The organism is Streptomyces sp. NPDC036815, from assembly GCF_055609205.1.
The window spans coordinates 1,029,481-1,055,876 of the sequence record NZ_JBVJPW010000001.1; the positions used below are offsets into that span (position 1 = coordinate 1,029,481).

The following is a 26,396-nucleotide window of genomic DNA, read 5'->3' on the forward strand; positions in this document are numbered from 1 at the left end:
GGCCCATGACCAGCGTCCCGCCGCCCAGCAGCAACCTCGACCCGGAGATCGCCGCGCGCCTCAGGCGCAGCGCCGACGGCCTCGTGCCCGCCATCGCCCAGCAGTACGACACCGGTGAGGTGCTGATGCTCGGCTGGATGGACGACGAGGCGCTGCACCGCACCCTCACCACGGGCCGCTGCACCTACTGGTCCCGCAGCCGCCGGGAGTACTGGGTCAAGGGCGACACCTCCGGGCACTTCCAGTACGTCAAGGAGGTCGCGCTCGACTGCGACGCGGACACCGTCCTCGTCCAGGTCGACCAGGTCGGCGCGGCCTGCCACACCGGCACCCGCACCTGCTTCGACACCGACGTGCTGCCCGTGACGCCCGTGCCCGGCGCGCCCGCCCCCGGTCAGTAGGGTCTGCTGCCATGGATCTCGAGACCTTCCGCAAGCTGGCGGCCGACCGCCGCGTGATCCCCGTCAGCCGCAAGCTCCTCGCGGACGGCGACACCCCCGTGGGCCTCTACCGCAAACTCACCGCGGAACGCCCCGGCACCTTCCTCCTGGAGTCCGCCGAGAACGGCCGGTCCTGGTCCCGCTACTCCTTCGTGGGAGTCCGCAGCGCCGCCGCCCTCACCGTCCGCGACGGCGAGGCCCACTGGCTCGGCACCCCGCCCGTCGGCGTCCCCACCTCCGGCGACCCGCTCGAAGCGCTGCGCGCCACCGTCGACATACTGCACACCCCGCGCGACGTGGTCAGCGCCGCCGGACTGCCGCCCTTCACCGGCGGCATGGTCGGCTACCTCGGCTACGACATCGTGCGCCGCCTGGAGAAGATCGGCCCCGGCGAGCGCGACGACCTGCGCCTGCCCGAGCTGACCATGCTCCTCACCAGCGACCTCGCGGTCCTCGACCACTGGGACGGCTCGGTCCTGCTGATCGCCAACGCGATCAACCACAACGACCTCGACACCGGCGTCGACGAGGCCTACGCGGACGCCGTGGCCCGCCTCGACGTCATGGAGGCCGACCTCTCCCGGCCCGTCTCCCAGCCCCCCGCCGCCCTGCCGCCCTCCGCGCTCCCCGAGTACACGGCCCTGTGGGGCGGCCCCCAGTACCAGGACGCCGTCGAGGACATCAAGGAGCGCATCCGGGCCGGCGAGGCCTTCCAGGTCGTGCCCTCGCAGCGGTTCGAGACGCCGTGCACGGCGAGCGCGCTCGACGTCTACCGCGTGCTGCGGGCCACCAACCCCTCGCCGTACATGTACCTGTTCCGCTTCGACGGGTTCGACGTCGCGGGCTCCAGCCCCGAGGCCCTCGTCAAGGTCGAGGACGGGCGCGCCATGGTCCACCCCATCGCCGGGACCCGGCACCGCGGCGCCACCCCGCAGGAGGACCAGGCGCTCGCCGAGGAACTGCTCGCCGACCCCAAGGAGCGCGCCGAGCACCTGATGCTCGTCGACCTGGGCCGCAACGACCTGGGCCGGGTCTGCGAGCCCGGCTCGGTCGAGGTCGTCGACTTCATGTCCATCGAGAAGTACTCCCACGTCATGCACATCGTGTCGACGGTCACCGGCCAGGTCGCCGGCGGCCGCACCGCCTTCGACGTGCTCACCGCCTGCTTCCCCGCGGGCACCCTCTCGGGCGCGCCCAAGCCCCGCGCGATGCAGATCATCGACGAGCTCGAACCGTCCCGCCGCGGCCTGTACGGCGGCTGCGTCGGCTACCTCGACTTCGCGGGCGACTCCGACACCGCCATCGCCATCCGCACCGCCCTGCTCCGCGACGGCACGGCATACGTGCAGGCCGGAGCCGGGGTCGTCGCCGACTCCGACCCCGTCGCCGAGGACACCGAGTGCCGCAACAAGGCCGCCGCGGTGCTGCGCGCCATCCACACCGCGAACCGGCTGCACGACAGTTCGGTCCGTGAGGGATAGTGGACGGGTGACTTCTGCCGTACCTCCGCCCCGTACCGAGGCCGACGCCGAGAGCCCGGCCCAGCGCAGCAGCAGGCGCAGCATCGCCGCCGCGCTGCTGCTCGGCGCCCTCGGCGCCGCCCTCGCGCTGCTCGCCTCCCGCCAGGACTGGGCCCACGGCACCGCGTCGGTGGCCGGTGGCGAGCTGCCGCTGAGCGCCAAGGGCAGCGACGTCACGGGCGTGCCCGCGGCCCTCGCGATAGTCGGCCTCGCCGCCCTCGTCGCGGTCTTCGCGGTCCGCCGCGCCGGACGCTTCCTGGTCTCCCTGCTGCTCACGCTGAGCGGCGCCGGCATCGTGGCCGCGGCCCTGCTCGGCGCCGACGACAGCGGCGCACTCGACGAGAAGGCCGCGACGGCCGCAGGCAACACCGCGGCCACCGTCGGCGACCTGAGCCACACCGGCTGGCCCTACGCCGCGGCCGCCGCGGGCGTGCTGCTCCTGCTTGCGGGGCTGCTCGCGCTCACGTACGGCCGCTCGTGGCCCGCCATGTCGGGGCGCTACGAACGCGACGGCACCCCGAGCCCCCGCAAGGCGCGCCGGGCCGTCGACCCGGAGCGGCCCGAGGAGCTGTGGAAGGCCCTCGACCGCGGCGAGGACCCGACGCGCGGAACATGACCCCCCGCGCTCGGGGCACCCGTGCGGGTACGGGACAATGTGACCGAGCGTCGGACACGTGGCGGGCTTCCCACCCACCGCCACGCACAGAGCAACGAGGAGCACATCAATGGCGGGCAGCCACGGACACACCCCGGCCGCTTGGACCGGTTCCATCATCACCTTCATCGGCTTCTGCGTCGCGGGTGCCTTCATGGTGATGGCCAACGTCCCCGGCTTCTGGGCCGGCATGGCCCTCATCGCCATCGGCGGCCTCGTGGGCGGTGCCATGCGCCTGGCGGGCCTGGGCTCGGAGAAGCGCACGCCGCGCCGGGCCGTGAGCTCCGAGAGCTGACCTCGACGTACGACGAGAGGCGGACCGGCCGGCGCCGGGGCCGCCTCTTTCGTGTGTCCGGCTCCTTCACGGGGCCGCGCGCCCGGCCGGGCCGCCGGGCGACGCGCCCGGGCGCGCGGCAGAATGCACGGGTGACCGCCGAACCCCGGAGCGCCGCGCCCGCCGTCCTGACCCGCCTGCTCGTACCGGCCGGCCTGCTCGCCGCGGTCGCCGCCGCCTTCGCCTACGTCGGCGCCGTCGACCCGAACGAACCCGGCCACTACCCCGCCTGCCCCCTGCTGCGGCTCACCGGCGTCTACTGCCCGGGCTGCGGCGGCCTGCGCAGCGCCCACGCCTTCGTCCACGGGGACTTCCCTGCGGCCCTCGGCGCCAACGCGCTCGCCGTCGCCGGGTACGTCCTCTTCGCCGTGCTGTGGACCGTGTGGGTGGCCGGGACGGTGCGCGGGCGGCCCCTGCGGATCGAGCCGGGGCCGGTTCAGCTGCGGGCGGCGGGCCTCCTGGTAGCGATCTTCACCCTCGTACGCAATCTGCCGTTCGGGTCCTGGTTGCACCCCTGAAACCGCAGGCCGCAGGGGTGCCGGCTGTCCAGGTCGTGGGACGGGCGTCAACCGGATGCGGGGGCTTCGCCCTCCTGCGGATACCATCGCAGTGACCAGCTTGAACGTCAGCTCAACCGTCAGGGAAGGGGGCCGCTCGCGTGAGTGTGCTCGACGAGATCATCGACGGAGTCCGTGCCGACCTCGCGGAGCGGCAGGCGCGCGTCAGCCTCGACGAGCTCAAGGAGCGCGCGGCCAAGGCTCCCGCGGTCAAGGACGGCGCCGCGGCCCTGCGCGGCGACGGCGTCAAGGTCATCTGCGAGGTGAAGCGCTCCAGCCCCTCCAAGGGCGCGCTCGCCGCGATCGCCGACCCCGCAGGCCTCGCCGCCGACTACGAGGCGGGCGGCGCCGCCGTCATCTCCGTGCTCACCGAGGAGCGCCGCTTCGGCGGCTCGCTCGCCGACCTGGAGGCCGTCCGGGCCAAGGTCGACATCCCGGTGCTCCGCAAGGACTTCATCGTCACCTCCTACCAGCTGTGGGAGGCCAGGGCGTACGGCGCCGACCTCGCGCTGCTCATCGTGGCCGCCCTGGAGCAGCCCGCCCTGGAGTCCCTCATCGAGCGCGCCGAATCGATCGGCCTCACGCCGATCGTCGAGGTGCACGACGAGGACGAGGCCGAGCGTGCCGTGGACGCGGGCGCCCGGGTCATCGGCGTCAACAACCGCGACCTCAAGACCCTCAAGGTCGACCGCTCCACCTTCGAGCGCATCGCGCCGGAGCTCCCGGACGACGTCGTCAAGATCGCCGAGTCCGGCGTGCGCGGACCGCACGACCTGATCGCCTTCGCCAACGCGGGCGCCGACGCGGTGCTCGTGGGCGAGTCCCTGGTCACCGGGCGCGACCCGAAGGCCGCGGTCTCCGACCTCGTCGCCGCGGGCGCCCACCCGGCGCTGCGCCACGGACGGAGCTGACCCTTCCCGATGTCCGCCTTCGCCCGCCTCGCACCCGGCTGCCGCCCCCGCGGCTGCCGGGCGCCCGCGCGGCGCGTGCGGGGCAGGCGGGTGCGGTACCACATCGGTGCGGAGCCGGGCCAGATCCCCGGTATGCGATGGCGACGGCGCCCTGAGCGCCGACTGAGCTGAGGCGCGCCCCTTCAGGGGCGCGGGGAACCGCGCGACGAGCCCAGGACGGGCCGCGGTCGCAGCGGATCCGTGACCAGCCACGGCGCCATGGCGTACGCAAGCCAGACGTCCATGCCAACGCGAGGATCACGCATGCCCAGCGAGTACTTCATCCCCGACCCCGAGGGTCGAGTCCCCAGCGCCGAAGGCTACTTCGGCGCGTTCGGCGGCAAGTTCATCCCGGAGGCCCTCGTCGCCGCCGTGGACGAGGTCGCCGTCGAGTACGAGAAGGCCAAGAGCGACCCCGCCTTCGCCGCCGAGCTGGACGACCTGCTCGTCCACTACACCGGCCGCCCCAGCAGCCTCACCGAGGTCCCCCGTTTCGCCGAGCACGCCGGCGGCGCCCGCGTCTTCCTCAAGCGCGAGGACCTGAACCACACCGGCTCGCACAAGATCAACAACGTGCTCGGCCAGGCCCTGCTCACCCGGCGCATGGGCAAGACCCGCGTCATCGCCGAGACCGGCGCGGGCCAGCACGGCGTCGCCACGGCCACCGCGTGCGCGCTCTTCGGCCTCGAATGCACCATCTACATGGGCGAGATCGACACCGAGCGCCAAGCCCTGAACGTGGCCCGGATGCGGATGCTCGGCGCCGACGTCGTCGCCGTGAAGTCCGGCAGCCGCACCCTCAAGGACGCCATCAACGAGGCGTTCCGCGACTGGGTCGCCAACGTGGACCGCACCCACTACCTGTTCGGCACCGTCGCGGGCCCGCACCCCTTCCCCGCCATGGTCCGCGACTTCCACCGCGTCATCGGCGTCGAGGCCAGGCGGCAGATCCTGGAGCGCGCCGGACGCCTGCCCGACGCCGCCGTCGCCTGCGTCGGCGGCGGCTCCAACGCCATCGGCCTCTTCCACGCCTTCATCCCCGACACCGGCGTACGCCTCATCGGCTGCGAACCCGCCGGGCACGGCGTGGAGACCGGCGAGCACGCGGCCACGCTGACCGCGGGGGAGCCCGGCATCCTGCACGGCTCGCGGTCCTACGTCCTCCAGGACGAGGAGGGCCAGATCACCGAGCCCTACTCGATCTCCGCCGGACTGGACTACCCCGGCATCGGCCCCGAGCACGCCTACCTCAAGGACAGCGGCCGCGGCGAGTACCGCGCGCTCACCGACGACGCCGCCATGCAGGCCCTGCGCCTGCTCTCGCGCACCGAGGGCATCATCCCGGCCATCGAGAGCGCCCACGCCCTCGCCGGGGCGCTCGACGTCGGCAAGGAGCTCGGCAAGGACGGCCTGATCGTCGTCAACCTCTCCGGGCGCGGCGACAAGGACATGGACACGGCCGCGCGCTACTTCGGCCTGTACGACACGGACGCCGTCGTCGAGGCGGACGAGCCCGGCACCGGTGCGGAGATCGAGGGGGACGCCAAGTGAGCGGCAACGTACAGCTGTTGGACGACGCACTCGCCGGAGCGAAGGCCGAGGGCAGGTCCGCCCTCATCGCCTACCTGCCGGCCGGGTTCCCGACCGTGGACGGCGGCATCGCGGCGGTCAAGGCCGTCTTCGAGGGCGGCGCCGACGTGGTCGAGGTCGGCCTGCCGCACTCCGACCCGGTGCTCGACGGCCCGGTCATCCAGACCGCCGACGACATCGCGCTCAAGGCGGGCCTGAAGATCGCCGACGTGCTGCGCACCGTCCGCGAGGCCTTCGAGGCGACCGGCAAGCCCGTGCTCGTCATGACGTACTGGAACCCGATCGACCGCTACGGCGTGGAGCGCTTCACCGCCGAGCTCGCCGAGGCGGGCGGCGCGGGCTGCATCCTGCCCGACCTGCCCGTCCAGGAGTCCGCGCTCTGGCGGGAGCACGCCGACAAGCACGGTCTCGCGACCGTCTTCGTCGTCGCGCCGAGCAGCAAGGACGAGCGGCTCGCCACCATCACGGCGGCGGGCTCCGGCTTCGTCTACGCGGCGTCGCTGATGGGCGTCACGGGCACCCGCGAGTCCGTCGGCGAGCAGGCGCAGGACCTGGTGCGGCGCACCAAGGCCACCACCGGACTGCCGGTCTGTGTCGGCCTCGGTGTCTCCAACGCCCGCCAGGCCGCCGAGGTCGCGGGATTCGCCGACGGAGTGATCGTCGGCTCCGCCTTCGTGCAGCGGATGCTGGACGCCCCCGACGAGGCCGCGGGCCTGGCCGCCGTGCGCGCCCTCGCCGGTGATCTCGCGAACGGCGTACGCGGCAAGGCGTAACCCGTACGGGTGGACATCGGACCGGGGAGGCACGCTCGTGCCTCCCCGGTTCGTTGGCGGGGTGTGAGCGAGAAGAACCGTGAGGGAAAACGATCGGCCCGCGACCGGATGGCCGAAGAGCGAGAGCGGCAGAAGGCCCGCGACAAGCAGCGCCGGGCGCTGATCGTGGGCGCCGCGGTGGTCGGCGTCCTCGGACTCGCCGCCGTGGTGGGGCTGCTCGCCGCCAATGCGGGCGACGACAAGAGCGACACGGCGGGTCCCGCCGTCGCGCCCGCGGGGGCGAGCGACAAGGACGGGCCCGCGATCCCCGTCGGCAAGAAGAGCGCGAAGTCGACCCTCACCGTCTGGGAGGACTTCCGCTGCCCGGCCTGCAAGGGGTTCGAGGACGGCTATCGCTCGACGATCCACGAGCTCACCGACAAGGGCTCGCTCAAGGTCGAGTACCACCTGGCCACGCTCATCGACGGGAACATGGGCGGCAGCGGCTCCAAGCGCGCGGCCAATGCCGCGGCGTGCGCCCAGGACGCGGGCAAGTTCCTGCCGTACCACGACGTGCTCTTCAGGAACCAGCCCGCCGAGGCCGACGACGCGTTCAGCAAGAACGGCAAGCTGATCGAGCTCGCCGGGCAGGTCGACGGCCTGGACACCGACTCCTTCAAGAAGTGCGTCGAGGACGGCAGGCACGACGCCTGGGTCGACAAGTCCAACAAGGCGTTCCAGGACGCGAAGCTGCGGGGCACGCCCACGGTGCGGCTCGACGGCAAGGACATCTTCGCGGACCAGAACAACCCGCTGTCGCCGCAGAAGCTGAAGCAGAAGGTCGAAGAGGCCAACCGGAACTGACGTCCGGCGGGCGCGGGGGCGGTGGTCCTGTTATGGATACGTAGCCGGACCGGTTGCCGCCCCCGACGCCCGGCACGGTAGCGTCGGACGCGTCATGGACCTTGCCTTCATTCCCAGTCCGTCGCGCGGTGTGGTCGAACTCGGACCCATTCCGTTGCGCGGCTATGCGTTCTGCATCATCATCGGCGTCTTCGTGGCCGTCTGGCTCGGCAACAAGCGGTGGATCGCCCGCGGGGGCCGGCCCGGCACCGTGGCCGACATCGCCGTGTGGGCCGTGCCGTTCGGACTCGTCGGCGGGCGTCTCTACCACGTGATCACGGACTACCAGCTGTACTTCAGCGAGGGCCGTGACTGGGTCGACGCCTTCAAGATCTGGGAGGGCGGCCTCGGCATCTGGGGGGCGATCGCGCTCGGCGCGGTCGGCGCGTGGATCGGCTGTCGCCGCCGCGGCATCCCGCTGCCCGCCTGGGCCGACGCGCTGGCCCCGGGCATCGCCCTCGCCCAGGCCATCGGCCGCTGGGGCAACTGGTTCAACCAGGAGCTGTACGGCAAGCCCACCGACCTGCCCTGGGCGCTGAAGATCACTTCGGCCGACGACGGCCGGGTCCCCGGCACGTACCACCCCACCTTCCTGTACGAGTCCCTCTGGTGCATCGGCGTCGCCCTCCTGGTCATCTGGGCCGACCGCCGCTTCAAGCTCGGACACGGCCGGGCGTTCGCGCTGTACGTCGCCTCGTACTGCGCCGGGCGCGGCTGGATCGAGTACATGCGGGTCGACGACGCGCACCACGTGCTCGGCGTGCGGCTGAACGTGTGGACCGCCATCGTGGTGTTCGTCCTGGCGGTCGTCTACCTCGTGGTCTCCTCGAAGACCCGCCCCGGGCGGGAGGAGATCGTCGAGGCGGAAGTCCCGGGCGAGGACGGGGACGGTGCCGCCGCCTCCGCGGAGACCGCGAAGGCCGAGGACGGGACGAAGCCCGAAGCGGAGTCCGGAGCGAAGGCCGAGGCGAAGGCCGACGCAAAGGCCGATGCGAAGGCCGACAGCACGGGCGAGGCGAAGAGCGGGGCCAAGTCGGTCGACAAGAGCTGAGGCTTCGGCTGTACGTCGAGGGGGCCGCCGGATCGGTGATCCGGCGGCCCCCTCGTCTGTGCGTCCGTCATCTCCTGCGCGCCAGCGCCAGGATCCGCCGCGCGCCCTCCACCACCGCCTTGTCCACGAACCGGCCGTCGGGGAGGGCCAGAGCGCCCTCGTCCGTCGCGGCCGCCTTGGTGATCTCCTCCGCCCTCTCGATCTCCTCGGCGGTGGGGAGATAGGCCCGTTCGATCACCGGGAGCTGGCGGGGGTGGATCGCCGCGCGGCCGAGGAAGCCCAGGGCGCGGCCCCGGGCGCAGGAGGCGGCGAGGCCGTCCAGGTCGCGGATGTCCGGGTGGACCGACTGGGCGGGCGGGGCCAGCCCCGCCGCCCGCGCGGCCACCACCACGCGGGAACGCGCCCAGTCGAGGCCCGCGTCCGCGCGCACCCCGAGGTCGGCGCGGAGGTCGGCCTCGCCGAGGGAGACGCCGTGCAGGGCCGGGTGCGCGGTGGCGATGGCGAAGGCGTGTTCCAGGCCGAGCGCCGACTCCAGGAGGGCGTGCAGGACGGGCGCGCCGCCGCCCGCGGGGGCCGCCCGGTCGGCGACGCGGACGACCTCGGCGCGGGAGGTGACCTTGGGCAGGCGCAGGCCCGCCGTGCCGGGCAGTGCGGCGACGGCGCGCAGGTCGGCCTCGGCCAGCGGGCCGTCCAGGGCGTTGACGCGGACGTGGACGGGGAGCGGCTGGGGCTCGCACAGGAGCTCCGCCGTCGCCGACCTCGCGTACGCCTTGCGGTCGGGGGCGACCGCGTCCTCCAGGTCGACGATCACCGCGTCGGCGCCCGCGTGGAGGGCCTCGGTGACCACCTCGGGCCGGTCCCCGGGGACGTAAAGCCAGGTCAGTGGGGGGTGGGCGGTCACAGGGCGCCCTCCTTGCGCAGGGTGGCGATCTCCCGTTCCGTCAGGCCGAGTTCGGCGAGGACCGCGTCCGTGTCGGCGCCGTGCGGGCGGCCCGCCCAGTGGATCGCGCCGGGCGTCGCGGAGAGCCGGAAGAGGACGTTCTGCATGCGCAGGGGGCCGAGTTCCGGGTCGTCGACCGTGGTGAGCGTGGTGAGGGCCGCGTACTGGGGGTCCGTCATGACGTCCCGTACGTCCTGGACGGGGGCGACCGCCGCCTCCGCCTTCTCGAAGGCCTCGATCACCTCGGCGCGGGTGTGCAGGGCGATCCAGCCGCCGACCGCGCCGTCGAGTTCGTCCGCGTGGGCCGCGCGGTCCGCGCCCGTCGCGAACCAGGGCTCGGCGATCAGCTCCGGGCGGCCCACCAGGCGCATCACGCGCTCCGCGATCGACTGGGCGGAGGTGGAGACGGCGACCCAACTGCCGTCCGCCGTGCGGTAGGTGTTGCGGGGCGCGTTGTTGGTGGAGCGGTTGCCGGTGCGCGGCTGTACGTGGCCCAGCTGGTCGTACCAGAGCGGCTGGGGGCCGAGGACCGTGAGGATCGGCTCGATGATCGCCATGTCCACCACCTGGCCCGCGCCCGTGCGGTCGCGGGCCGCGAGGGCGGTGAGCACCGCGTACGCCGTCGCCAGGCCCGCGATCGAGTCGGCGAGGCCGAACGGGGGCAGCGTCGGCGGCCCGTCCGGTTCGCCGGTGACCGCGGCGAATCCGCTCATCGCCTCGGCGAGCGTGCCGAAGCCGGGGCAGCGGGAGTACGGGCCGAACTGGCCGAAGCCGGTCACGCGCGTCAGGACGAGGCGCGGGTTGACCGCGCTCAGCTCCTTCCAGCCCAGGTCCCACTTCTCCAGGGTGCCGGGGCGGAAGTTCTCGATGACCACGTCGGCGGTCGCGGCCAGGCGCAGCAGGGTGTCGCGGCCGCCCGGCGTCGACAGGTCGAGGGTCATCGTGCGCTTGTTGCGGCCGAGCAGCTTCCACCACAGGCCGACGCCGTCCTTCGACGGGCCGTGGCCGCGGGAGGGATCGGGGCGCGTGGGGTGCTCGACCTTGAACACCTCGGCGCCGAAGTCGCCGAGCATGGTGGCGGCGAGGGGGCCCGCGAAGAGGGTGGCCAGGTCGAGGACGCGGATGCCGGTGAGGGGAGCGGTCATGGCGTGCGCCCCGCCGCGCCGTCGATCTCCTTGCGGTAGGGCATGGAGGCCGACGCGCCCGGCCGCTGCACGGAGAGCGCGGCCGCGGCGGAGGCCCAGGCCAGCGCGTCCACCACGGAGCTTCCCTCGGCCAGGGCCACCGCGAGGGTGCCCGCGAAGGTGTCGCCCGCGCCCGTCGTGTCGACCGCGGGGACCCGCGGGGCCGCCACCGTGACCGGTTCGGCGCCGCGGCCGCGTACAGGCTGCCGCGCGAGCCGAGGGTGATGACGACCTCCGGGACCTGGGAGAGGAGCGACTTCGCGGCCGCGTGCGGGTCGTCGGTGATGCCGGTGAGGGCGGTGGCCTCGTGTTCGTTGGGCAGCAACAGGTCCACGGCGTCGAGGAGTTCGGGCGGCAGGGGCTGAGCGGGTGCCGGGGTGAGGACGGTGCGCACCCCGCGCCTGCGGGCGGCCCGCGCGGCGGCGAGCACGCCCTCGACCGGCACCTCCAGCTGGAGCAGCAGGGTGTCGGCGGAGGCGATGAGCGCCTCGTCGCCGGGGGTCAGCGAGGTGACGGTGCCGTTGGCGCCGGGGACGACGACGATCGCGTTGCCGCCGTGGTCGTCGACGACGATGTGCGCGGTGCCGGTCGGTGTCTCGACGGTGCGCAGCAGGTCCGTGTCGACGCCGGAGTGTTCGAGACCGGAGCGGAGCCGGGCGCCGTAGGCGTCGGTGCCCACCGCGCCGATCATCGAGACGGTGGCGCCCGCGCGGGCCGCCGCGACGGCCTGGTTGGCGCCCTTGCCGCCGGGAACCGTACGGAACTCGCGCCCCGGCACGGTCTCGCCGCGCCGCGGGGCCTCGGCGACGTACGCGACGAGGTCCATGTTCGCGCTGCCGAGGACGGCGATGTGGGGGGTGGGGGTCATGGGCGGTGTGCCTCCCGGGCGGTGAGTTCTGCGAGGGTGTCGAATCCGATGCCGTCGAAGTCGCCGACGGAGGTGGCGAGCCGGTTCTTCAGGGGCGCGGTCCAGCGGTCGGGCAGGCGGTCCGGGCGGCCGGCGAGCAGGCCCGCGACGGAGCCCGCGGTCGCGCCGTTCGAGTCGGTGTCCCAGCCGCCGGACACGGCACGGGTGATGGCGCCGGTGAAGTCGCCGTCGGCGTGGGTGAGGGCGGCGGCGATGAGGGCCGCGTTGGGCAGGACATGGACCCAGTGGTGGGTGGCGTACGTCCCGTGCAGCCGGTCCACCACCGCCTCGAACTCCGCGGTGGACTCGGCCAGTTGGATGCCGTGGCGGACCGCTCGGGACAGGCGGGAGTCCGCGGGGACGGCGGCGAGTCCCGCGCGCAGACACTGGTGGACGTCCGCGTGTCCGGCCGCCGCCTCGGCGATCGTCGCGGCCACGAACATCGCGCCGTAGGCGCCGTTCGCGGTGTGGGTCAGGGCGGCGTCGCGCAGGGCCTGGCCGGCGGCGGCCGCGGGGGCGCCGGGGTTGGTCCAGCCGTGCACGTCGGCGCGGATGAGGGCGCCGATCCACTCGCGGAAGGGGTTGCGGTGGGTGGCGGTGTGCGGGGGCTCGATGCCGTGCAGGAGATTGCGGTAGGCGACGCGCTCGGCGGTGAAGGTGCGGCCCGCGGGGAGTTCGTCGAGCCAGAGCCCCGCCACGTCCGCGGTGGTGAAGTTCCTGCCGTGGCGCTGGAGCAGGAGCAGGTTCAACAGCGGGTAGTTGAGGTCGTCGTCCTCGGGCGTGCCGTCGATGTTCTCGGCGAGGGAGGTGGCCGCGGACCGCTTGTTCCAGGGGTAGGCCGCCGTGAGCTCGGGCGGCAGGCCGCGCTCGGTGAACCAGGTGGTCAGGGGCCAGTTTCCGGTGGCCTTCGCGAGCCGGCGGATGCCTGCGAGGGGGAGCTTCTCGACCGGCTTGCCGAGGACGCAGCCCACGGCCCTGCCGAGCCAGGCGGCGTGCAGCCGGTGCCGCAGCTCGTCCCCGGCGGGCGCCCGGCCGGTCCCCGGCACCCGGGGCGCGGCCTCGGCACGCCACGGGCCGGGCGCCAGTTCGTCCAGGAGCTCCTCGGCCAGGGCCCGGAGGCGGGCCGGGGCCGGGTCGGGGGAGGCGCCGGCACGGAGCGGGGCGAGGTGGCCGCCCGCCGCGAGCCAGCGGGCGCGTACGGAGGTGACGCAGCGGCCCTCCTGCTCCGCCTGGTGCAGCTCGTGGCCGATGAGGTCCTCCGGCTGGACCCAGGTCAGGCGGATCACCGCGCGCCCGTCAGCGCAGTGAACGCGGACTCGCGGGCGCGGTGGCGCCGCGTGTCCCGGGCGAAGACCTCCTGGGCCACCTCGGTCAGCGCCGCCGCCGGGGCGTGCAGGTCGAGGCGGCTGGCCTCGGACACCTGCTTCGCCCACGCGGCGGGCACCGCGGCCGCGCCGCGCAGCGCGCCCACGAGGGCGCCGCTCATGGTCGCGATGGAGTCGCAGTCGCGGCCGTAGTTGACCGCACCGAGCACCGTACGGCGGTAGTCGGCCTCGCCGACCAGGAGCATGCCGAGGGCGATGGGCAGCTCTTCGACGGCGTGCAGGCGGGAGGGGCGGCGGGCGCCGAGCGAGGGGGCGCGGTAGTCGGGGCCGACCGTGTCGAAGGGGGCGACCGCGGCGCGCAGCGGAGCCAGCGCCGACTCGAAGTCCCGGTGCCGCGCGGCGACTTCGGCCACCGCCTCGATCGCCGTGCGCGTGCCGTCCTTCGCCAGGGCGAGGCACGCCTCGACCACCGAGTGCGCCGTGGCGCCCGGCGCGCAGGCCGCCGCCACCGCCGCCGCGAAGACGCCCGCCGCCTCCCGGCCGTACGAGGACTGGTGGGCGCCCGCGATGTCGAGCGCCTCGGCGTACGCGCCCCGCGGGTCGGCTGCGTTGACCAGGCCGACCGGTGCCATGTACATCGCCGCGCCACAGTTGACGAGGTTGCCGGTGCCTGCCTCGCGCGGGTCGACGTGGCCGTAGTGGAGGCGGGCGACGAGCCACTTCTCGGCGAGGAAGATCCGGTGCAGGGGGAGCGCTTCGGCCTCGAGCTCCGGGATCCAGCGCGGGGTCGTCATCAGGTCGGGGACGAGGTGGCCTGCCACGTCGTAGGCGTCGAGGTGGTCGCGGACGGTGGCGTAGACCCGGATCAGGGCGTGGGTCATCAGGGTGTCGTCCGTGACGTGTCCGTCGCCCTTGTGGAACGGCGCGAGGGGGCGGGCGGTGCGCCAGCGGTCGCCGTGCCAGGGGCCGACGACGCCGCGCACCCGGCCGCCGTGCCGCTCGGCGATCTGCTCGGGCGCGTACCCCTCGACGGGGCCGCCGAGCGCGTCGCCGACGGCGGCTCCGACGAGGCTGCCCGCGATGCGGTCGGACAGGAGCGGTTCGGACGGAGGTGCCTCAGTACGGTGCGTCACGGTCGTCATGTCGGGATTGTCCATCCGGTGCGGTCGGTTCCGTGGCTGCCAAACGCCCGGCGAGTTCCACCAGGTCGGTGTCCGCGAGACGGGGGAGCGCGCAGCCGGACAGGGTGCGGCAGGCCTCGCGCCACGCCTCGGGGACCGCCGCCGCCGTGCCCAGGACGCCGGTGAGCGCACCGGCGAGCGCGGGCGCGGAGTCGGCCACGCGCGACAGGCACGCGGCGGCCGGCACCGCCTCGCCGATGCGGCCGCGGGCGGCGGTGGTCAGGGCGAGGGCGACGGGGACGGTCTCGGCCGCGGCGATGCCGTAGCTGTAGACGTGGTCGACGATCTGGTGCTCCAGGAGCGGTACGAGGGCGAAGGCGCCGTCGTCCGCCAGGGCGCGGGCCATCTTCACCGCGTGCCGGGCGTTGCGGCCGATCTCCGTGTGCCCGGGCAGCTGGGCGAGGGCGGCGTCCACGGCGGTGTCGGCGTCGGAGTCGCCGAGCGCGGCGGCGAGGGCCGCGGCCATCGCTCGGGCGCCGTGCACGCCGTCGCCGTCCTGGGTGTAGCGGGCGTCGAACTCCGCTAGATCCGCGGCCCGTTCGGGGTCACCGGGGTGGATCAGGGCGAGCACGCAGGCGCGTACGCAGGCCGCGTCGTCGAAGTAGTGCGGGTTGTCGTGGCCGGTGGCGGGCGGGCGCAGGCCCGCGGCGAGGTTGCCGAGCCCGGCGCGCACGGAGATGCGGGCGCGCAGCGGCAGGACGGCGGACTCGACCTCGGGGGCGCGGGCCGCCGCGGCGGCGATCTCGGCGGCGAGGGTGTTCCAGGAGCGGTCGAGGGCGGCGCGGACCCGGTGGTCCCTGGGCAGGTGCGGGTCCGGGGCGCCGGCCGCCGCGAGCAGCGACTCGGCGGTGAACGCCGCCCATTCGGCGTCGTCCGAAGGGCCGAGGCGCAGGGGCTCGGGGGGCTGGTTCAGGGCGATGGGGACGGGGAGGGTGGTGGTCGCGTTCTGCTCGGCGAAGGTGTCGAGTTCGCGGGTGAGCCGCCGCGTCCACTCGGGCATGCGGGCGGCTCGGTGCCGGCCGGCCGGCCACCCGGCGGCGTCGCCCGCGGCGAGGCCGAGGAGGAGGGCTTCGGCCGGGGGAGCGGGGCGGCCTGCCGGGCTGCCGGGCGGTGCGGGAAGGATCCGCCGCGCGGCGGTGGTGCTGTGCAGGGTCACGACGCCTCCCGTACGGGGATCAGCAGGTCGGCGACGTCCAGGACGTGGTGGCCGCGCATGGAGGGCAGGCAGGTCCCGCGGGCCGGGCCGATCGCGTCGGCCCAGGGCGCCGGGATCGCCGGGGCGCCGCACGTGGCACCGGACAGCGCCCCCGCCACCGCCGCCGTCGTGTCGGCGTCACGGCCCATGTTCACCGCCGAGAGCACCGCGCAGCGGAAGTCGCCGCGCGCCGCCGCGTACGCCCCGAACGCGAGGCCCACCGCCTCGGGCGCGAGGTCCGTCCACGGATAGCCGCCGATGACCACCGCGGAGCGGACCGCCCGTTCGCCGTCGTGCGCGGCCGCGACCGCCCGCCGCAGGGAGCGGGCCGTCCAGCAGTCGTCGGGGATGACGGAGAGCGCCGCCGTCACGACGGCGTCCACCCGCGCCCCCGCCATCGCCGCCGCGACGCCCGCCGCCACGGCCTGGCCGCCGTAGATGCCCTCGCCGTCGTGGCTGACGCAGCCGTCGACCGCGACGAGCCGGGCCGCCTCCCGCGGGTGGCCCGCCGCGAAGACGCCGAAGGGCGCGGCCCGCATCGCCAGACCGTCGCTCCAGGCGTGCCGGTGCTGGGCGGAGATGGGCGCGGCGAGGCCCCTGCGCAGGTTCTCCAGGGTGCCGCGCTCGCTGAAGCCCGCGCCGCGGAACGGGCCCTCGTCCAGGTCGGCGATCCACTCGTGCCAGGCGGCCTCGACGTGGGCGACGGTCAGCGCGGTGCCGTGCCGGGCGAGCAGCAGCCCGGAGAAGATCGCGTACTCGGTGTCGTCTGTGCCCGCCGGGTGTTCGGCGACGTAGCCCGTGATGCGGCCCCAACGGCGGCGGATCTCGGACGGTTTCATGTTCTCGGCGGGGGCGCCGAGCGCGTCGCCGACCGCGAGGCCGAGCAGCGCGCCGCGCGCCCGTTCGCGGAGGCCGTCGGCGCTGTCCGGTGCCGGGACCGAGGGAACGCATGCGGTGGACGCCATGCCGTGCCTCCCTTGTGCGCGGACCGCTGGATGCGGTGCTTGGTGCATCCCTGCCACGTGGGGCGCTCAATCGAGCACACCTCGGCTCAGATCACTCCTTCGCTTATCGTCGGGCGCTGGTCCCGGCGGCCGACCGGCCCCCGCGCGCGGCGCGTTTTCGCAGGTAAGTACGGCCTTCCTTGCTGGCGGGAGATTTTTTTCGCGCGTACTTTCGAGATCGTCCACGCACACCCGAGGGGGCTCACCATGGCGATCATCGAGACCGAAGCGACGCTGCACGAGGCGCACCGCGACAACCACACCCACCGCGACGTGAACGGCGGCTGGCTGCGCCCGGCGGTCTTCGGGGCGATGGACGGCCTGGTCTCCAACCTCGCCCTGATGACCGGTGTGGCGGGCGGCTCGGTCACCCAGCACACCATCGTCATCACCGGCCTTGCGGGCCTCGCGGCCGGTGCCTTCTCCATGGCGGCGGGCGAGTACACCTCCGTGGCCTCGCAGCGCGAGCTCGTGCAGGCGGAACTGGACGTCGAGCGCCGTGAGTTGCGCAAGCACCCCAAGGACGAGGAGCGCGAGCTCGCCGAGCTGTACGCGTCGCGCGGCGTCGAGCCCGAGCTGGCCCGCGAGGTCGCCCGTCAGCTCTCCAAGGACCCCGAGCAGGCCCTGGAGATCCACGCCCGCGAGGAGCTCGGCATCGACCCCGGCGACCTGCCCTCGCCGACCGTCGCGGCGGTCTCGTCCTTCGGCTCGTTCGCGCTCGGCGCGCTGCTCCCCGTCCTGCCGTACCTGCTCGGCGCCACCGTCCTCTGGCCCGCCCTGCTGCTCGCGCTGATCGGGCTCTTCGCCTGCGGCGCGGTGGTGGCCAAGGTCACCGCGCGGTCCTGGTGGTTCAGCGGTCTGCGGCAGCTCGCGCTCGGCGGCGCCGCGGCCGGTGTGACGTACGCCCTGGGCAGCCTGTTCGGTACGGCCGTAGGATGAGCCGCTGCAGGTCTATGCGGGCCTTTGCATAAGTAGCCGTTACTCGGCGGTTTCGAGTCGTGGAACACCGGGCATGAGCCGTAAGCGCTGCGGGCAATGAGGCCTGTGTCGCTTTGGGCCTTCGGCCATCGATCTGTCCGCAGAGGCCCCCTCGAACCGCTCCCCACCTCAGCGAGCGGTGTCCACATGGTGGAATGAGCTATCCGCTTTTCGAGAAGCGTTCCATCATGTAATCTGCACGAAATTTTGCCAGGGCCAACGTCGTCCCTCGCCTTTTGTAGTTGCCTCGACGACGACGGGAGTGCCGATGCGTACCCACGCCTGGTCGCCCATGGACGGTCGCCCCGCCCCCCAGGGGATGTACGACCCCCGTAACGAACACGATGCCTGCGGTGTCGGGTTCGTGGCCACGCTCACCGGTGTGGCCAGCCATGAACTGGTCGAACAGGCGCTGACCGTACTGCGCAACCTCGAGCACCGCGGCGCCACCGGCTCCGAGCCGGACTCGGGTGACGGTGCGGGCATCCTGCTCCAGGTCCCCGACGCCTTCCTGCGCGAGGTGGCCGGATTCCAGCTGCCCGCGGCCGGTGCCTACGCCGTCGGCATCGCCTTCCTTCCGGTCGACACCGCCGGTACGACCGAGGGTGCCGTCTCACACATCGAGACGATCGCCTCCGAGGAGGGCCTGACGGTCCTCGGCTGGCGCGACGTGCCCGTCGCCCCCGAGCTGCTCGGCGCCACCGCCCGCTCGACCATGCCCGTCTTCCGCCAGATCTTCGTCGCCGACGGCGACACCGAGGGCCTGGAGCTGGACCGCAAGGCCTTCGTGCTGCGCAAGCGCGCCGAGCGCGAGGCCGGGACGTACTTCCCCTCGCTCTCGTCCCGCACGATCGTCTACAAGGGCATGCTGACCACCGGCCAGCTGGAGCCCTTCTTCCCGGACCTGTCCGACCGCCGCTTCGCGACGGCTCTGGCGCTCGTCCACTCCCGCTTCTCGACGAACACGTTCCCGAGCTGGCCGCTCGCGCACCCGTACCGCTTCGTCGCGCACAACGGCGAGATCAACACCGTCAAGGGCAACCGCAACTGGATGCGGGCCCGCGAGTCGCAGCTCGCCTCCGAGCTCTTCGGCGCGCCCGGCAAGCCGGACACGCTGGAGCGGATCTTCCCGATCTGCACGCCGGACGCCTCCGACTCCGCGTCCTTCGACGAGGTCCTGGAACTCCTGCACCTCGGCGGCCGCTCGCTGCCGCACTCCGTCCTGATGATGATCCCGGAGGCCTGGGAGAACCACGCCTCCATGGACCCGGCCCGGCGCGCCTTCTACCAGTTCCACTCCACGATGATGGAGCCCTGGGACGGCCCGGCGTGCGTGACCTTCACCGACGGCACGCAGGTGGGCGCCGTCCTCGACCGCAACGGCCTGCGCCCGGGGCGCTACTGGGTCACCGACGACGGCCTCGTCGTCCTCGGCTCCGAGGTCGGCGTCCTGGACATCGACCCCGCGAAGGTCGTCCGCAAGGGCCGCCTGCAGCCCGGCCGGATGTTCCTCGTCGACACCGCCGAGCACCGCATCGTCGAGGACGACGAGATCAAGGCGTCGCTGGCCGCCGAGAAGCCGTACCAGGAGTGGCTGGAGGCCGGCGAGATCGAGCTGTCCGACCTGCCCGAGCGCGAGCACATCGTGCACACGCACGCCTCCGTCACGCGCCGCCAGCAGACCTTCGGCTACACCGAGGAAGAGCTGCGCATCATCCTCGCGCCGATGGCCAAGACCGGCGGCGAGCCGCTCGGCTCCATGGGCACGGACACCCCCATCGCGGCCCTCTCCGAGCGCCCCCGGCTGATCTTCGACTACTTCACGCAGCTGTTCGCGCAGGTCACCAACCCGCCGCTGGACGCCATCCGTGAAGAGCTCGTCACCTCGCTGCACTCCTCGCTCGGCCCGCAGGGCAACATCCTGGAGCCGACCGCCGCGACCTGTCGCAGCGTGACGCTGCCCTTCCCGGTGATCGACAACGACGAGCTCGCCAAGCTCATCCACATCAACGCCGACGGCGACATGCCCGGCATGAAGGCCGCGACGCTCTCCGGCCTCTACCGCGTGGGCGACGGCGGCGACGCCCTCGCCGCCCGCATCGAGGAGATCTGCTCCGAGGCCGACGCCGCCATAGAGGCCGGCGCCCGCCTGATCGTGCTCTCCGACCGGCACTCCGACGCCGAGCACGCGCCGATCCCCTCGCTGCTGCTCACCTCGGCCGTCCACCACCACCTCATCCGCACCAAGCAGCGCACCCAGGTGGGCCTGCTCGTCGAGGCGGGCGACGTGCGCGAGGTCCACCACGTGGCCCTCCTCATCGGCTTCGGCGCCGCGGCCGTCAACCCGTACCTGGCGATGGAGTCCGTCGAGGACCTCGTCCGCGCGGGCACGTTCCTGCCCGGCATGGAGGCCGAGCAGGCCATCCGCAACCTGATCCACGCGCTCGGCAAGGGCGTCCTGAAGGTCATGTCCAAGATGGGCATCTCCACCGTCGCCTCCTACCGCGGCGCCCAGGTCTTCGAGGCCGTCGGTCTCGAAGCGGCCTTCGTGGAGCGGTACTTCAGCGGTACGACGACGAAGATCGGCGGCGCCGGACTCGACGTCATCGCCAAGGAGGTCGCCGCCCGGCACGCCAAGGCCTACCCGGCCTCCGGCGTCCCCTCCGCGCACCGCGCCCTGGACATCGGCGGCGAGTACCAGTGGCGCCGCGAGGGCGAGCCGCACCTGTTCGACCCCGAGACGGTCTTCCGCCTCCAGCACTCCACGCGCGGCCGCCGCTACGACATCTTCAAGCAGTACACGGGCCGCGTGAACGAGCAGTCCGAGCGCCTGATGACGCTGCGCGGGCTCTTCGGCTTCAAGTCCGGCCGCCAGCCGATCTCCATCGACGAGGTCGAGCCCGTCTCGGAGATCGTCAAGCGGTTCTCGACCGGCGCCATGTCGTACGGCTCGATCTCCCGCGAGGCGCACGAGACCCTCGCCATCGCCATGAACCAGCTGGGCGGCAAGTCCAACACCGGTGAGGGCGGCGAGGACGCGGACCGCCTCTACGACCCGGCCCGCCGGTCCAGCATCAAGCAGGTCGCCTCCGGCCGCTTCGGCGTGACCAGTGAGTACCTGGTCAACGCCGACGACATCCAGATCAAGATGGCGCAGGGCGCCAAGCCCGGCGAGGGCGGCCAGCTGCCCGGACACAAGGTCTACCCGTGGGTCGCCAAGACGCGTCACTCGACGCCCGGCGTCGGCCTCATCTCGCCGCCGCCGCACCACGACATCTACTCCATCGAGGACCTGGCCCAGCTGATCCACGACCTGAAGAACGCGAATCCGCAGGCGCGGATCCACGTGAAGCTGGTCTCCGAGGTCGGCGTCGGCACGGTCGCCGCGGGCGTCTCCAAGGCGCACGCGGACGTCGTCCTCATCTCCGGACACGACGGCGGCACCGGCGCCTCCCCGCTGACCTCGCTGAAGCACGCGGGCGGCCCCTGGGAGCTCGGCCTCGCCGAGACCCAGCAGACCCTGCTCCTCAACGGCCTGCGCGACCGCATCGTCGTGCAGACCGACGGCCAGCTCAAGACCGGCCGTGACGTCGTCATCGCCGCGCTGCTCGGCGCCGAGGAGTTCGGTTTCGCCACCGCGCCCCTCGTCGTCTCCGGCTGCGTCATGATGCGCGTCTGCCACCTGGACACCTGCCCGGTCGGCATCGCCACGCAGAACCCGGCGCTGCGCGAGCGCTTCTCCGGCAAGGCCGAGTACATCGTCAACTTCTTCGAGTTCATCGCCGAAGAGGTCCGCGAGATCCTCGCCGAGCTGGGCTTCCGCACCATCGAGGAAGCCGTCGGCCACGCCGAGCTCCTCGACACCGAGAAGGCCGTCAGCCACTGGAAGGCGCAGGGCCTGGACCTGGAGCCGCTGTTCCACGTGCCGGCGCTGCCCGCGGGCGCCGTCCGGCACCAGGTCGCCGCCCAGGACCACGGTCTGGAGAAGGCCCTCGACAACGAGCTGATCAAGCTCGCCGCCGACGCCCTCGCCGCGAACAGCGCGACGGACGCGCACCCGGTCCGCGCGCAGGTCGCCATCCGCAACATCAACCGCACGGTCGGCACCATGCTCGGCCACGAGGTGACGAAGAAGTTCGGCGGCGCCGGTCTGCCCGACGACACCATCGACATCACCTTCACCGGCTCGGCGGGCCAGTCCTTCGGCGCCTTCGTGCCGCGCGGTGTGACGCTGCGCCTGGAGGGCGACGCCAACGACTACGTCGGCAAGGGCCTCTCCGGCGGCCGCATCGTGGTCCGCCCGGACCGCGGCGCCGACCACCTCGCCGAGTACTCGACGATCGCGGGCAACACCATCGCGTACGGCGCGACCGGCGGCGAGCTGTTCCTGCGCGGCCGCACGGGCGAGCGCTTCTGCGTCCGCAACTCCGGCGCGACGGTGGTCTCCGAGGGCGTGGGGGACCACGGCTGCGAGTACATGACCGGCGGTCACGCGGTGGTCCTCGGCGAGACCGGCCGCAACTTCGCGGCCGGCATGTCGGGCGGCATCGCGTACGTGATCGACCTCGACCGCGACAACGTCAACGCCGGGAACCAGGCGGCCGTCGAGCCGCTCGACGACTCCGACAAGCAGTGGCTGCACGACGTCGTGCGCCGCCACCGGGAGGAGACGGCCTCGACCGTGGCCGAGAAGCTCCTTGCGGAGTGGGACACGGCCGTGGAGCGCTTCAGCAGGATCATCCCCAGCACGTACAAGGCAGTGCTCGCCGCCAAGGACGCCGCCGAGCGAGCCGGTCTCTCCGAGACCGAGATCACCGAGAAGATGATGGAGGCGGCGACCAATGGCTGATCCCAAGGGCTTTCTCAACCACGGCCGCGAGGTCGCGCAGACCCGCCCGGTCGGCGAGCGCGTCCAGGACTGGAACGAGGTCTACGTTCCCGGTTCGCTCCTCCCGATCATCTCCAAGCAGGCCTCGCGCTGCATGGACTGCGGCATCCCGTTCTGCCACAACGGCTGTCCGCTCGGGAACCTGATCCCCGAGTGGAACGACTACGCGTACCGCGAGGACTGGTCGGCCGCGCAGGAGCGCCTGCACGCCACCAACAACTTCCCCGAGTTCACGGGCCGGCTCTGCCCGGCGCCGTGCGAGTCGGCATGCGTGCTCGGCATCAACCAGCCGGCCGTCACCATCAAGAACGTCGAAGTCTCCATCATCGACAAGGCGTGGGACGTGGGCGACGTCAAGCCGCAGGCGCCCGAGCGCCTCTCCGGCAAGACCGTCGCCGTCATCGGCTCGGGCCCGGCGGGCCTGGCCGCCGCCCAGCAGCTGACCCGGGCCGGGCACACGGTCGCCGTCTACGAGCGCGCCGACCGCATCGGCGGCCTGCTGCGCTACGGCATCCCCGAGTTCAAGATGGAGAAGCGGCACATCAACCGGCGCATCGAGCAGATGCGCGCGGAGGGCACCAAGTTCCGCACCGGCGTGGAGATCGGCCGCGACATCGACGCGGCCAAGCTCCGCAGGCGCTACGACGCGGTGGTCATCGCCGCGGGCTCCACCACCGCCCGCGACCTGCCCGTCCCCGGCCGTGAGCTCAAGGGCATCTACCAGGCGATGGAGTACCTGCCCCTGGCCAACAAGGTCCAGGAGGGCGACTACGTCACCACGCCCGTCTCCGCCGAGGGCAAGCACGTCGTCGTCATCGGCGGCGGCGACACCGGCGCGGACTGCGTGGGCACCGCCCACCGCCAGGGCGCGGCCTCCGTGACGCAGCTGGAGATCATGCCGAAGCCGGGCGAGGACCGCGCCCCGCACCAGCCGTGGCCGACCTTCCCCATGCTCTACAAGGTCACCTCCGCGCACGAGGAGGGCGGCGAGCGGGTCTACGCCGTCAACACCACGCACTTCGAGGGCGACGAGGACGGCAACGTCCAGTTCCTGCACCTCGTCGAGGTGGAGTTCATCGAGGGCAAGCTGACCCCGAAGCCCGGCACCGAGCGCAAGATCCCGGCCCAACTCGTCACCCTGGCGATGGGCTTCACGGGCACGGACCGTGAGAACGGCCTCGTGGACCAGTTCGCGCTGGAGCTCGACGAGCGCGGCAACGTCGCGCGGGACGCCGAATTCCAGACAAACGTGCCCGGCGTCTTCGTCGCGGGCGACGCGGGCCGCGGCCAGTCGCTCATCGTCTGGGCGATCGCCGAGGGCCGCTCGGCGGCGCGCGGCGTGGACAACTTCCTCACCGGCGCGAGTGATCTGCCCGCCCCGATCCGCCCGACGGACCGTGCCCTGACGGTCTAGCCCGTACGGTTCCTCCGTACGACCCCTGCACGTCCCGTACAACGGCGTACGGAACTGAGCGGCGCCCGCCTCGTCCCCGACCGGACCTGGGCGGGCGTCGTCGCGTCCGGGCCCGATCGTGGGGCCGGTGCGTTGCATGGGGCGCAATGGTATGAGCGTATGTTGCGTCACCCGCAACCCTCATTACGGTTCGGCCGCTTATACCAATGGGTCTAGACCGCCCCCGTCTGGTGTGACCACAATCGCTCCCACCAATCGGAACCTGGAGGGGGCCGGCATGAATCGACGTGTCATCGCCGCTGGTTGTATCGCCATGAGTCTCGGACTGACCGCCACGGCGTGCGGTGGCGATGGCGACGACGAGGGCGGCAAGGCCACCGACGGCAAGGGCAAGACCCTCACCGTATGGATCATGGAGGGGACCAACCCCGACGCGCGGCCCTTCTTCGCGGAGGCCGAGAAGGCCTTCACTAAGAAGACCGGCGCCAAGATCAAGGTCGAGTACCAGCAGTGGGCCAGTGCCCAGAAGAAGTTCACGACCGCCATCGAGGGCGGCGCGGACCAGGTGCCCGACGTGGCCGAGGTCGGCACCACCTGGGTGCCGCAGTTCGCCGAGACCGACGCGCTCGTCGACGTCACCGACGAGGTGAAGAAGTCGGGCCTGAACGGCGACCTCGTCGAGGGCCTCAAGGACGCGGGCACGCTGGACGGCAAGCAGTACGGCATGCCCTGGTACGCGGGCGTCCGCTCGATCGTCTACCGCAAGGACGTCTTCGAGAAGCACGGCCTCAAGCCCCCGACCACGTGGAAGGAGCTCGAGGCGACCGCCAAGGCGCTCAAGGAGAAGGAGCCGAAGATGGTTCCCTTCCCGGTGGCGGGCGGCGCGGAGATGTTCGCGACCCCCTTCATCTGGGGCGCGGGCGGTGAACTCGCCACCGAGTCCGGCGGCAAGTGGAAGTCCGCCATCAACTCGCCCGAGGCCATCAAGGGCATCGAGTACTACACGGGCCTCGCCACCAAGGACAAGGTCTCCCCGGCCAAGGTCAACACCTGGACGGAGAAGGAGGTCGGCGACGCCTGGAACAAGGGCGAGATCGCCATGGCCATCGGCGGCAACTGGACCCCGAAGGCGATCGTCGACAAGAACCCGGACCTCAAGGGCAAGCTCGGCGCCGTGCCGATCCCCGGCCGGACGGGCGGGATGAGCAAGTCCTTCCTCGGCGGCTCCTACCTGTCCACGTTCGACACGGACAAGAAGGACCTCGCCTGGGAGTTCGTGAAGCTCGTGACGACCGGTGAGTTCGCCGCCAAGTGGGCCGAGCAGACCAACTACTTCCCCGGCCAGAACTCCGAGCTGAAGAAGATCGAGGCCAAGAAGGACCCGCTGGTCGAGCCGTTTGCCAAGCAGATGCTGGAGGCCGGAGCCACCGTCCCCAAGACGAAGTCGTACGGCGAGATCCAGGCCTCCAAGGTCATCCCCGGCATGATCCAGTCGATCCTCACCGGCAAGTCGTCCGTCAAGGACGCGGCGGACAAGGCGGCCAAGGACATGGACGCGATCTTCGCCAAGGACGAGTAGTTCAGGGGAAGTTCGGCACTGTGAAGGACGCGACACCGTGAAAGACACGCTTGTCAGCGACGGGCCGGAGTCCCCGGCCCGTCCCGGCCCCCTGACGCGGGACGACGGGGCGGCCGAGGCGGCTCGCCGCCGGAAGAAACTGACCGCCCTCACCCGGCCCTGGCTCCTGCTCGCCCCCTCCCTCGTGGTCCTCGTGGGGCTGCTGCTCTGGCCGCTGATCCAGGTCGGCAAGCTCTCCCTGCAGGACTACAAGGTCAAGTTCGGTGGCGGCACAGGGACGTTCACCGGCTTCGACCACTACAGCGACCTGCTCTCCAGCAGCCTGCTGTGGAAGACGGTCCTGCCCAACACCGTCTTCTTCGCCTTCGCCTGCGTCGGCCTCACCGTCGCGCTCGGCACCCTCGTGGCGCTGCTGCTCAACCGGCTCGGCGCCACCTGGCGGATGATCTGCTCGATCGCGATCCTCGCCGCCTGGGCCATGCCCGCGGTCACGGGCACGTACGTGTGGATCTGGCTCTTCCAGCCGCAGGACGGCATGGCCAGCCAGATCGCGGGCTCGATCGGCCTGATCGACCCCGAGACCACCAACTGGTTCACCGAGCGCGGCCCGTTCTACGCGATCGCCACGCTCAACGTCGTCCACCACGGCTTCCCCTTCGTCGCCATCACCGTCCTCGCGGGACTCATGACGATCCCCAAGGAGCTGTACGAGGCGGGGGAGCTGGACGGCGCCAATGCCTGGCAGCGGTTCTGGAACATCACCGTGCCGACGATCAAGCCCGTCTTCCTCGTGGTGACCATCCTCTCCACCATCTGGGACTTCAAGGTCTTCACCCAGGTCTATCTGCAACCCGGCGGCGACGGCTCCAACGAAGAGGTCTACAACCTCGGGGTCTTCTCCTACATCCAGGCCTTCGCCAAGAACGACTACGGCACGGGCGCGGCGGCCGCGGTCCTGCTGACCCTGCTGCTCCTGCTCATCACCGTCGTCTACATCCGCACGCTGTTCCGGCAGGGGGACGAGGACCTGTGACCGCCACCAAGCTCTC

Annotated in this window: 22 protein-coding genes and 1 pseudogene; 16 read left to right on the top strand and 7 right to left on the bottom strand. The window is 72.5% G+C overall.

Annotation, left to right across the window (positions count from 1 at the left end; genetic code table 11):
* Positions 1-5: 5 nt before the first annotated feature.
* The 11 genes from hisI (at position 6) to lgt (ending at position 8,752) form a co-directional block, all read left to right on the top strand.
* The gene (hisI, locus tag ACZ69I_RS04580; protein WP_467668115.1) at positions 6-401 is read left to right on the top strand and encodes a phosphoribosyl-AMP cyclohydrolase; all 396 of its coding nucleotides are present in this window, start codon (positions 6-8) and stop codon (positions 399-401) included.
* Between the two features lie 11 nt (positions 402-412).
* Positions 413-1,921: an anthranilate synthase component I gene (locus tag ACZ69I_RS04585; protein ID WP_470830450.1), complete on the top strand. Its 1,509-nt coding sequence runs from the start codon at positions 413-415 to the stop codon at positions 1,919-1,921.
* 7 nt (positions 1,922-1,928) lie between these two features.
* The gene (locus ACZ69I_RS04590) at positions 1,929-2,576 is read left to right on the top strand and encodes a TIGR02234 family membrane protein (RefSeq protein WP_470830451.1); all 648 of its coding nucleotides are present in this window, start codon (positions 1,929-1,931) and stop codon (positions 2,574-2,576) included.
* A 109-nt stretch (positions 2,577-2,685) separates the two neighbouring features.
* The gene (locus ACZ69I_RS04595; RefSeq protein WP_467668109.1) at positions 2,686-2,910 is read left to right on the top strand and encodes an HGxxPAAW family protein; all 225 of its coding nucleotides are present in this window, start codon (positions 2,686-2,688) and stop codon (positions 2,908-2,910) included.
* Positions 2,911-3,041: 131 nt separating this feature from the next.
* On the top strand, positions 3,042-3,467 hold the full coding sequence (locus ACZ69I_RS04600; RefSeq protein ID WP_470830452.1) for a DUF2752 domain-containing protein: 426 nt from the start codon (positions 3,042-3,044) through the stop codon (positions 3,465-3,467).
* 140 nt (positions 3,468-3,607) lie between these two features.
* The gene (gene trpC / locus ACZ69I_RS04605; protein ID WP_467668105.1) at positions 3,608-4,417 is read left to right on the top strand and encodes an indole-3-glycerol phosphate synthase TrpC; all 810 of its coding nucleotides are present in this window, start codon (positions 3,608-3,610) and stop codon (positions 4,415-4,417) included.
* Positions 4,418-4,426: 9 nt separating this feature from the next.
* Complete coding sequence (gene trpM / locus ACZ69I_RS04610) at positions 4,427-4,588, top strand: tryptophan biosynthesis modulator TrpM (protein WP_467668103.1); 162 nt, start codon at positions 4,427-4,429, stop codon at positions 4,586-4,588.
* Positions 4,589-4,720: 132 nt separating this feature from the next.
* Positions 4,721-6,007 carry a tryptophan synthase subunit beta gene (gene trpB, locus ACZ69I_RS04615; RefSeq protein ID WP_467668101.1) on the top strand — a complete coding sequence of 429 codons (1,287 nt, stop codon included), beginning with the start codon at positions 4,721-4,723 and terminating at the stop codon, positions 6,005-6,007.
* The gene (trpA, locus tag ACZ69I_RS04620) at positions 6,004-6,819 is read left to right on the top strand and encodes a tryptophan synthase subunit alpha (protein ID WP_470830453.1); all 816 of its coding nucleotides are present in this window, start codon (positions 6,004-6,006) and stop codon (positions 6,817-6,819) included. Before trpB ends, trpA begins: the two co-directional genes overlap by 4 nt.
* A gap of 63 nt (positions 6,820-6,882) precedes the next feature.
* Positions 6,883-7,662: a DsbA family protein gene (locus ACZ69I_RS04625; RefSeq protein WP_470830454.1), complete on the top strand. Its 780-nt coding sequence runs from the start codon at positions 6,883-6,885 to the stop codon at positions 7,660-7,662.
* A 94-nt stretch (positions 7,663-7,756) separates the two neighbouring features.
* Positions 7,757-8,752, top strand: a complete 996-nt coding sequence (gene lgt, locus ACZ69I_RS04630; RefSeq protein ID WP_470830455.1) for a prolipoprotein diacylglyceryl transferase — start codon at positions 7,757-7,759, stop codon at positions 8,750-8,752.
* Between the two features lie 67 nt (positions 8,753-8,819).
* Here the strand turns inward: lgt and ACZ69I_RS04635 are convergent, their stop codons facing one another.
* The 7 genes and pseudogenes from ACZ69I_RS04635 to ACZ69I_RS04665 all read right to left on the bottom strand — a co-directional run bounded on the left by ACZ69I_RS04635 (position 8,820) and on the right by ACZ69I_RS04665 (position 16,449).
* Complete coding sequence (locus tag ACZ69I_RS04635; protein ID WP_470830456.1) at positions 8,820-9,653, bottom strand: HpcH/HpaI aldolase/citrate lyase family protein; 834 nt, start codon at positions 9,651-9,653, stop codon at positions 8,820-8,822.
* Positions 9,650-10,837, bottom strand: coding sequence for a CaiB/BaiF CoA transferase family protein (locus tag ACZ69I_RS04640; protein WP_470830457.1), 1,188 nt, complete (start codon positions 10,835-10,837; stop codon positions 9,650-9,652). Before ACZ69I_RS04640 ends, ACZ69I_RS04635 begins: the two co-directional genes overlap by 4 nt.
* Positions 10,834-11,744 (bottom strand): annotated as a pseudogene (rbsK, locus tag ACZ69I_RS04645) (ribokinase). The gene ACZ69I_RS04640 and the pseudogene rbsK overlap by 4 nt, the downstream one beginning before the upstream one ends.
* The gene (locus tag ACZ69I_RS04650; RefSeq protein ID WP_470830458.1) at positions 11,741-13,069 is read right to left on the bottom strand and encodes an ADP-ribosylglycohydrolase family protein; all 1,329 of its coding nucleotides are present in this window, start codon (positions 13,067-13,069) and stop codon (positions 11,741-11,743) included. Before ACZ69I_RS04650 ends, rbsK begins: the two are co-directional and overlap by 4 nt.
* Positions 13,066-14,250, bottom strand: coding sequence for an ADP-ribosylglycohydrolase family protein (locus ACZ69I_RS04655; protein WP_470830459.1), 1,185 nt, complete (start codon positions 14,248-14,250; stop codon positions 13,066-13,068). Before ACZ69I_RS04655 ends, ACZ69I_RS04650 begins: the two co-directional genes overlap by 4 nt.
* Positions 14,225-15,412 carry an ADP-ribosylglycohydrolase family protein gene (locus ACZ69I_RS04660; protein WP_470830658.1) on the bottom strand — a complete coding sequence of 396 codons (1,188 nt, stop codon included), beginning with the start codon at positions 15,410-15,412 and terminating at the stop codon, positions 14,225-14,227. Before ACZ69I_RS04660 ends, ACZ69I_RS04655 begins: the two co-directional genes overlap by 26 nt.
* Positions 15,413-15,441: 29 nt before the next feature.
* Complete coding sequence (locus ACZ69I_RS04665; RefSeq protein ID WP_467668087.1) at positions 15,442-16,449, bottom strand: ADP-ribosylglycohydrolase family protein; 1,008 nt, start codon at positions 16,447-16,449, stop codon at positions 15,442-15,444.
* 246 nt (positions 16,450-16,695) lie between these two features.
* Between ACZ69I_RS04665 and ACZ69I_RS04670 the strand changes: the two genes are divergently transcribed.
* The 5 genes from ACZ69I_RS04670 to ACZ69I_RS04690 all read left to right on the top strand — a co-directional run bounded on the left by ACZ69I_RS04670 (position 16,696) and on the right by ACZ69I_RS04690 (position 26,380).
* On the top strand, positions 16,696-17,427 hold the full coding sequence (locus tag ACZ69I_RS04670; RefSeq protein WP_467668085.1) for a VIT1/CCC1 transporter family protein: 732 nt from the start codon (positions 16,696-16,698) through the stop codon (positions 17,425-17,427).
* A 358-nt stretch (positions 17,428-17,785) separates the two neighbouring features.
* Positions 17,786-22,315, top strand: a complete 4,530-nt coding sequence (gene gltB, locus ACZ69I_RS04675) for a glutamate synthase large subunit (protein WP_470830659.1) — start codon at positions 17,786-17,788, stop codon at positions 22,313-22,315.
* Positions 22,308-23,768, top strand: coding sequence for a glutamate synthase subunit beta (locus tag ACZ69I_RS04680; protein ID WP_467668083.1), 1,461 nt, complete (start codon positions 22,308-22,310; stop codon positions 23,766-23,768). The genes gltB and ACZ69I_RS04680 overlap by 8 nt, the downstream gene beginning before the upstream one ends.
* A gap of 313 nt (positions 23,769-24,081) precedes the next feature.
* A complete protein-coding gene (locus tag ACZ69I_RS04685) occupies positions 24,082-25,347 on the top strand; it encodes a sugar ABC transporter substrate-binding protein (protein WP_470830460.1) in 1,266 nt (421 codons plus the stop codon).
* Between the two features lie 37 nt (positions 25,348-25,384).
* On the top strand, positions 25,385-26,380 hold the full coding sequence (locus tag ACZ69I_RS04690) for a carbohydrate ABC transporter permease (RefSeq protein WP_467668079.1): 996 nt from the start codon (positions 25,385-25,387) through the stop codon (positions 26,378-26,380).
* The last annotated feature ends 16 nt before the right edge of the window (positions 26,381-26,396 follow it).

What these genes read in the sequence shown, in the direction of transcription:
- hisI (WP_467668115.1), top strand. Translation starts at nt 6, where the DNA reads ATGACCAGCGTCCCGCCGCCCAGCAGCAACCTCGACCCGGAGATCGCC.
- ACZ69I_RS04585 (WP_470830450.1), top strand. Translation starts at nt 413, where the DNA reads ATGGATCTCGAGACCTTCCGCAAGCTGGCGGCCGACCGCCGCGTGATC.
- ACZ69I_RS04595 (WP_467668109.1), top strand. Translation starts at nt 2,686, where the DNA reads ATGGCGGGCAGCCACGGACACACCCCGGCCGCTTGGACCGGTTCCATC.
- trpM (WP_467668103.1), top strand. Translation starts at nt 4,427, where the DNA reads ATGTCCGCCTTCGCCCGCCTCGCACCCGGCTGCCGCCCCCGCGGCTGC.
- trpB (WP_467668101.1), top strand. Translation starts at nt 4,721, where the DNA reads ATGCCCAGCGAGTACTTCATCCCCGACCCCGAGGGTCGAGTCCCCAGC.
- lgt (WP_470830455.1), top strand. Translation starts at nt 7,757, where the DNA reads ATGGACCTTGCCTTCATTCCCAGTCCGTCGCGCGGTGTGGTCGAACTC.
- ACZ69I_RS04640 (WP_470830457.1), bottom strand. Translation starts at nt 10,837, where the DNA reads ATGACCGCTCCCCTCACCGGCATCCGCGTCCTCGACCTGGCCACCCTC.
- ACZ69I_RS04655 (WP_470830459.1), bottom strand. Translation starts at nt 14,250, where the DNA reads ATGACGACCGTGACGCACCGTACTGAGGCACCTCCGTCCGAACCGCTC.
- ACZ69I_RS04665 (WP_467668087.1), bottom strand. Translation starts at nt 16,449, where the DNA reads ATGGCGTCCACCGCATGCGTTCCCTCGGTCCCGGCACCGGACAGCGCC.
- ACZ69I_RS04670 (WP_467668085.1), top strand. Translation starts at nt 16,696, where the DNA reads ATGGCGATCATCGAGACCGAAGCGACGCTGCACGAGGCGCACCGCGAC.
- gltB (WP_470830659.1), top strand. Translation starts at nt 17,786, where the DNA reads ATGTACGACCCCCGTAACGAACACGATGCCTGCGGTGTCGGGTTCGTG.
- ACZ69I_RS04680 (WP_467668083.1), top strand. Translation starts at nt 22,308, where the DNA reads ATGGCTGATCCCAAGGGCTTTCTCAACCACGGCCGCGAGGTCGCGCAG.
- ACZ69I_RS04685 (WP_470830460.1), top strand. Translation starts at nt 24,082, where the DNA reads ATGAGTCTCGGACTGACCGCCACGGCGTGCGGTGGCGATGGCGACGAC.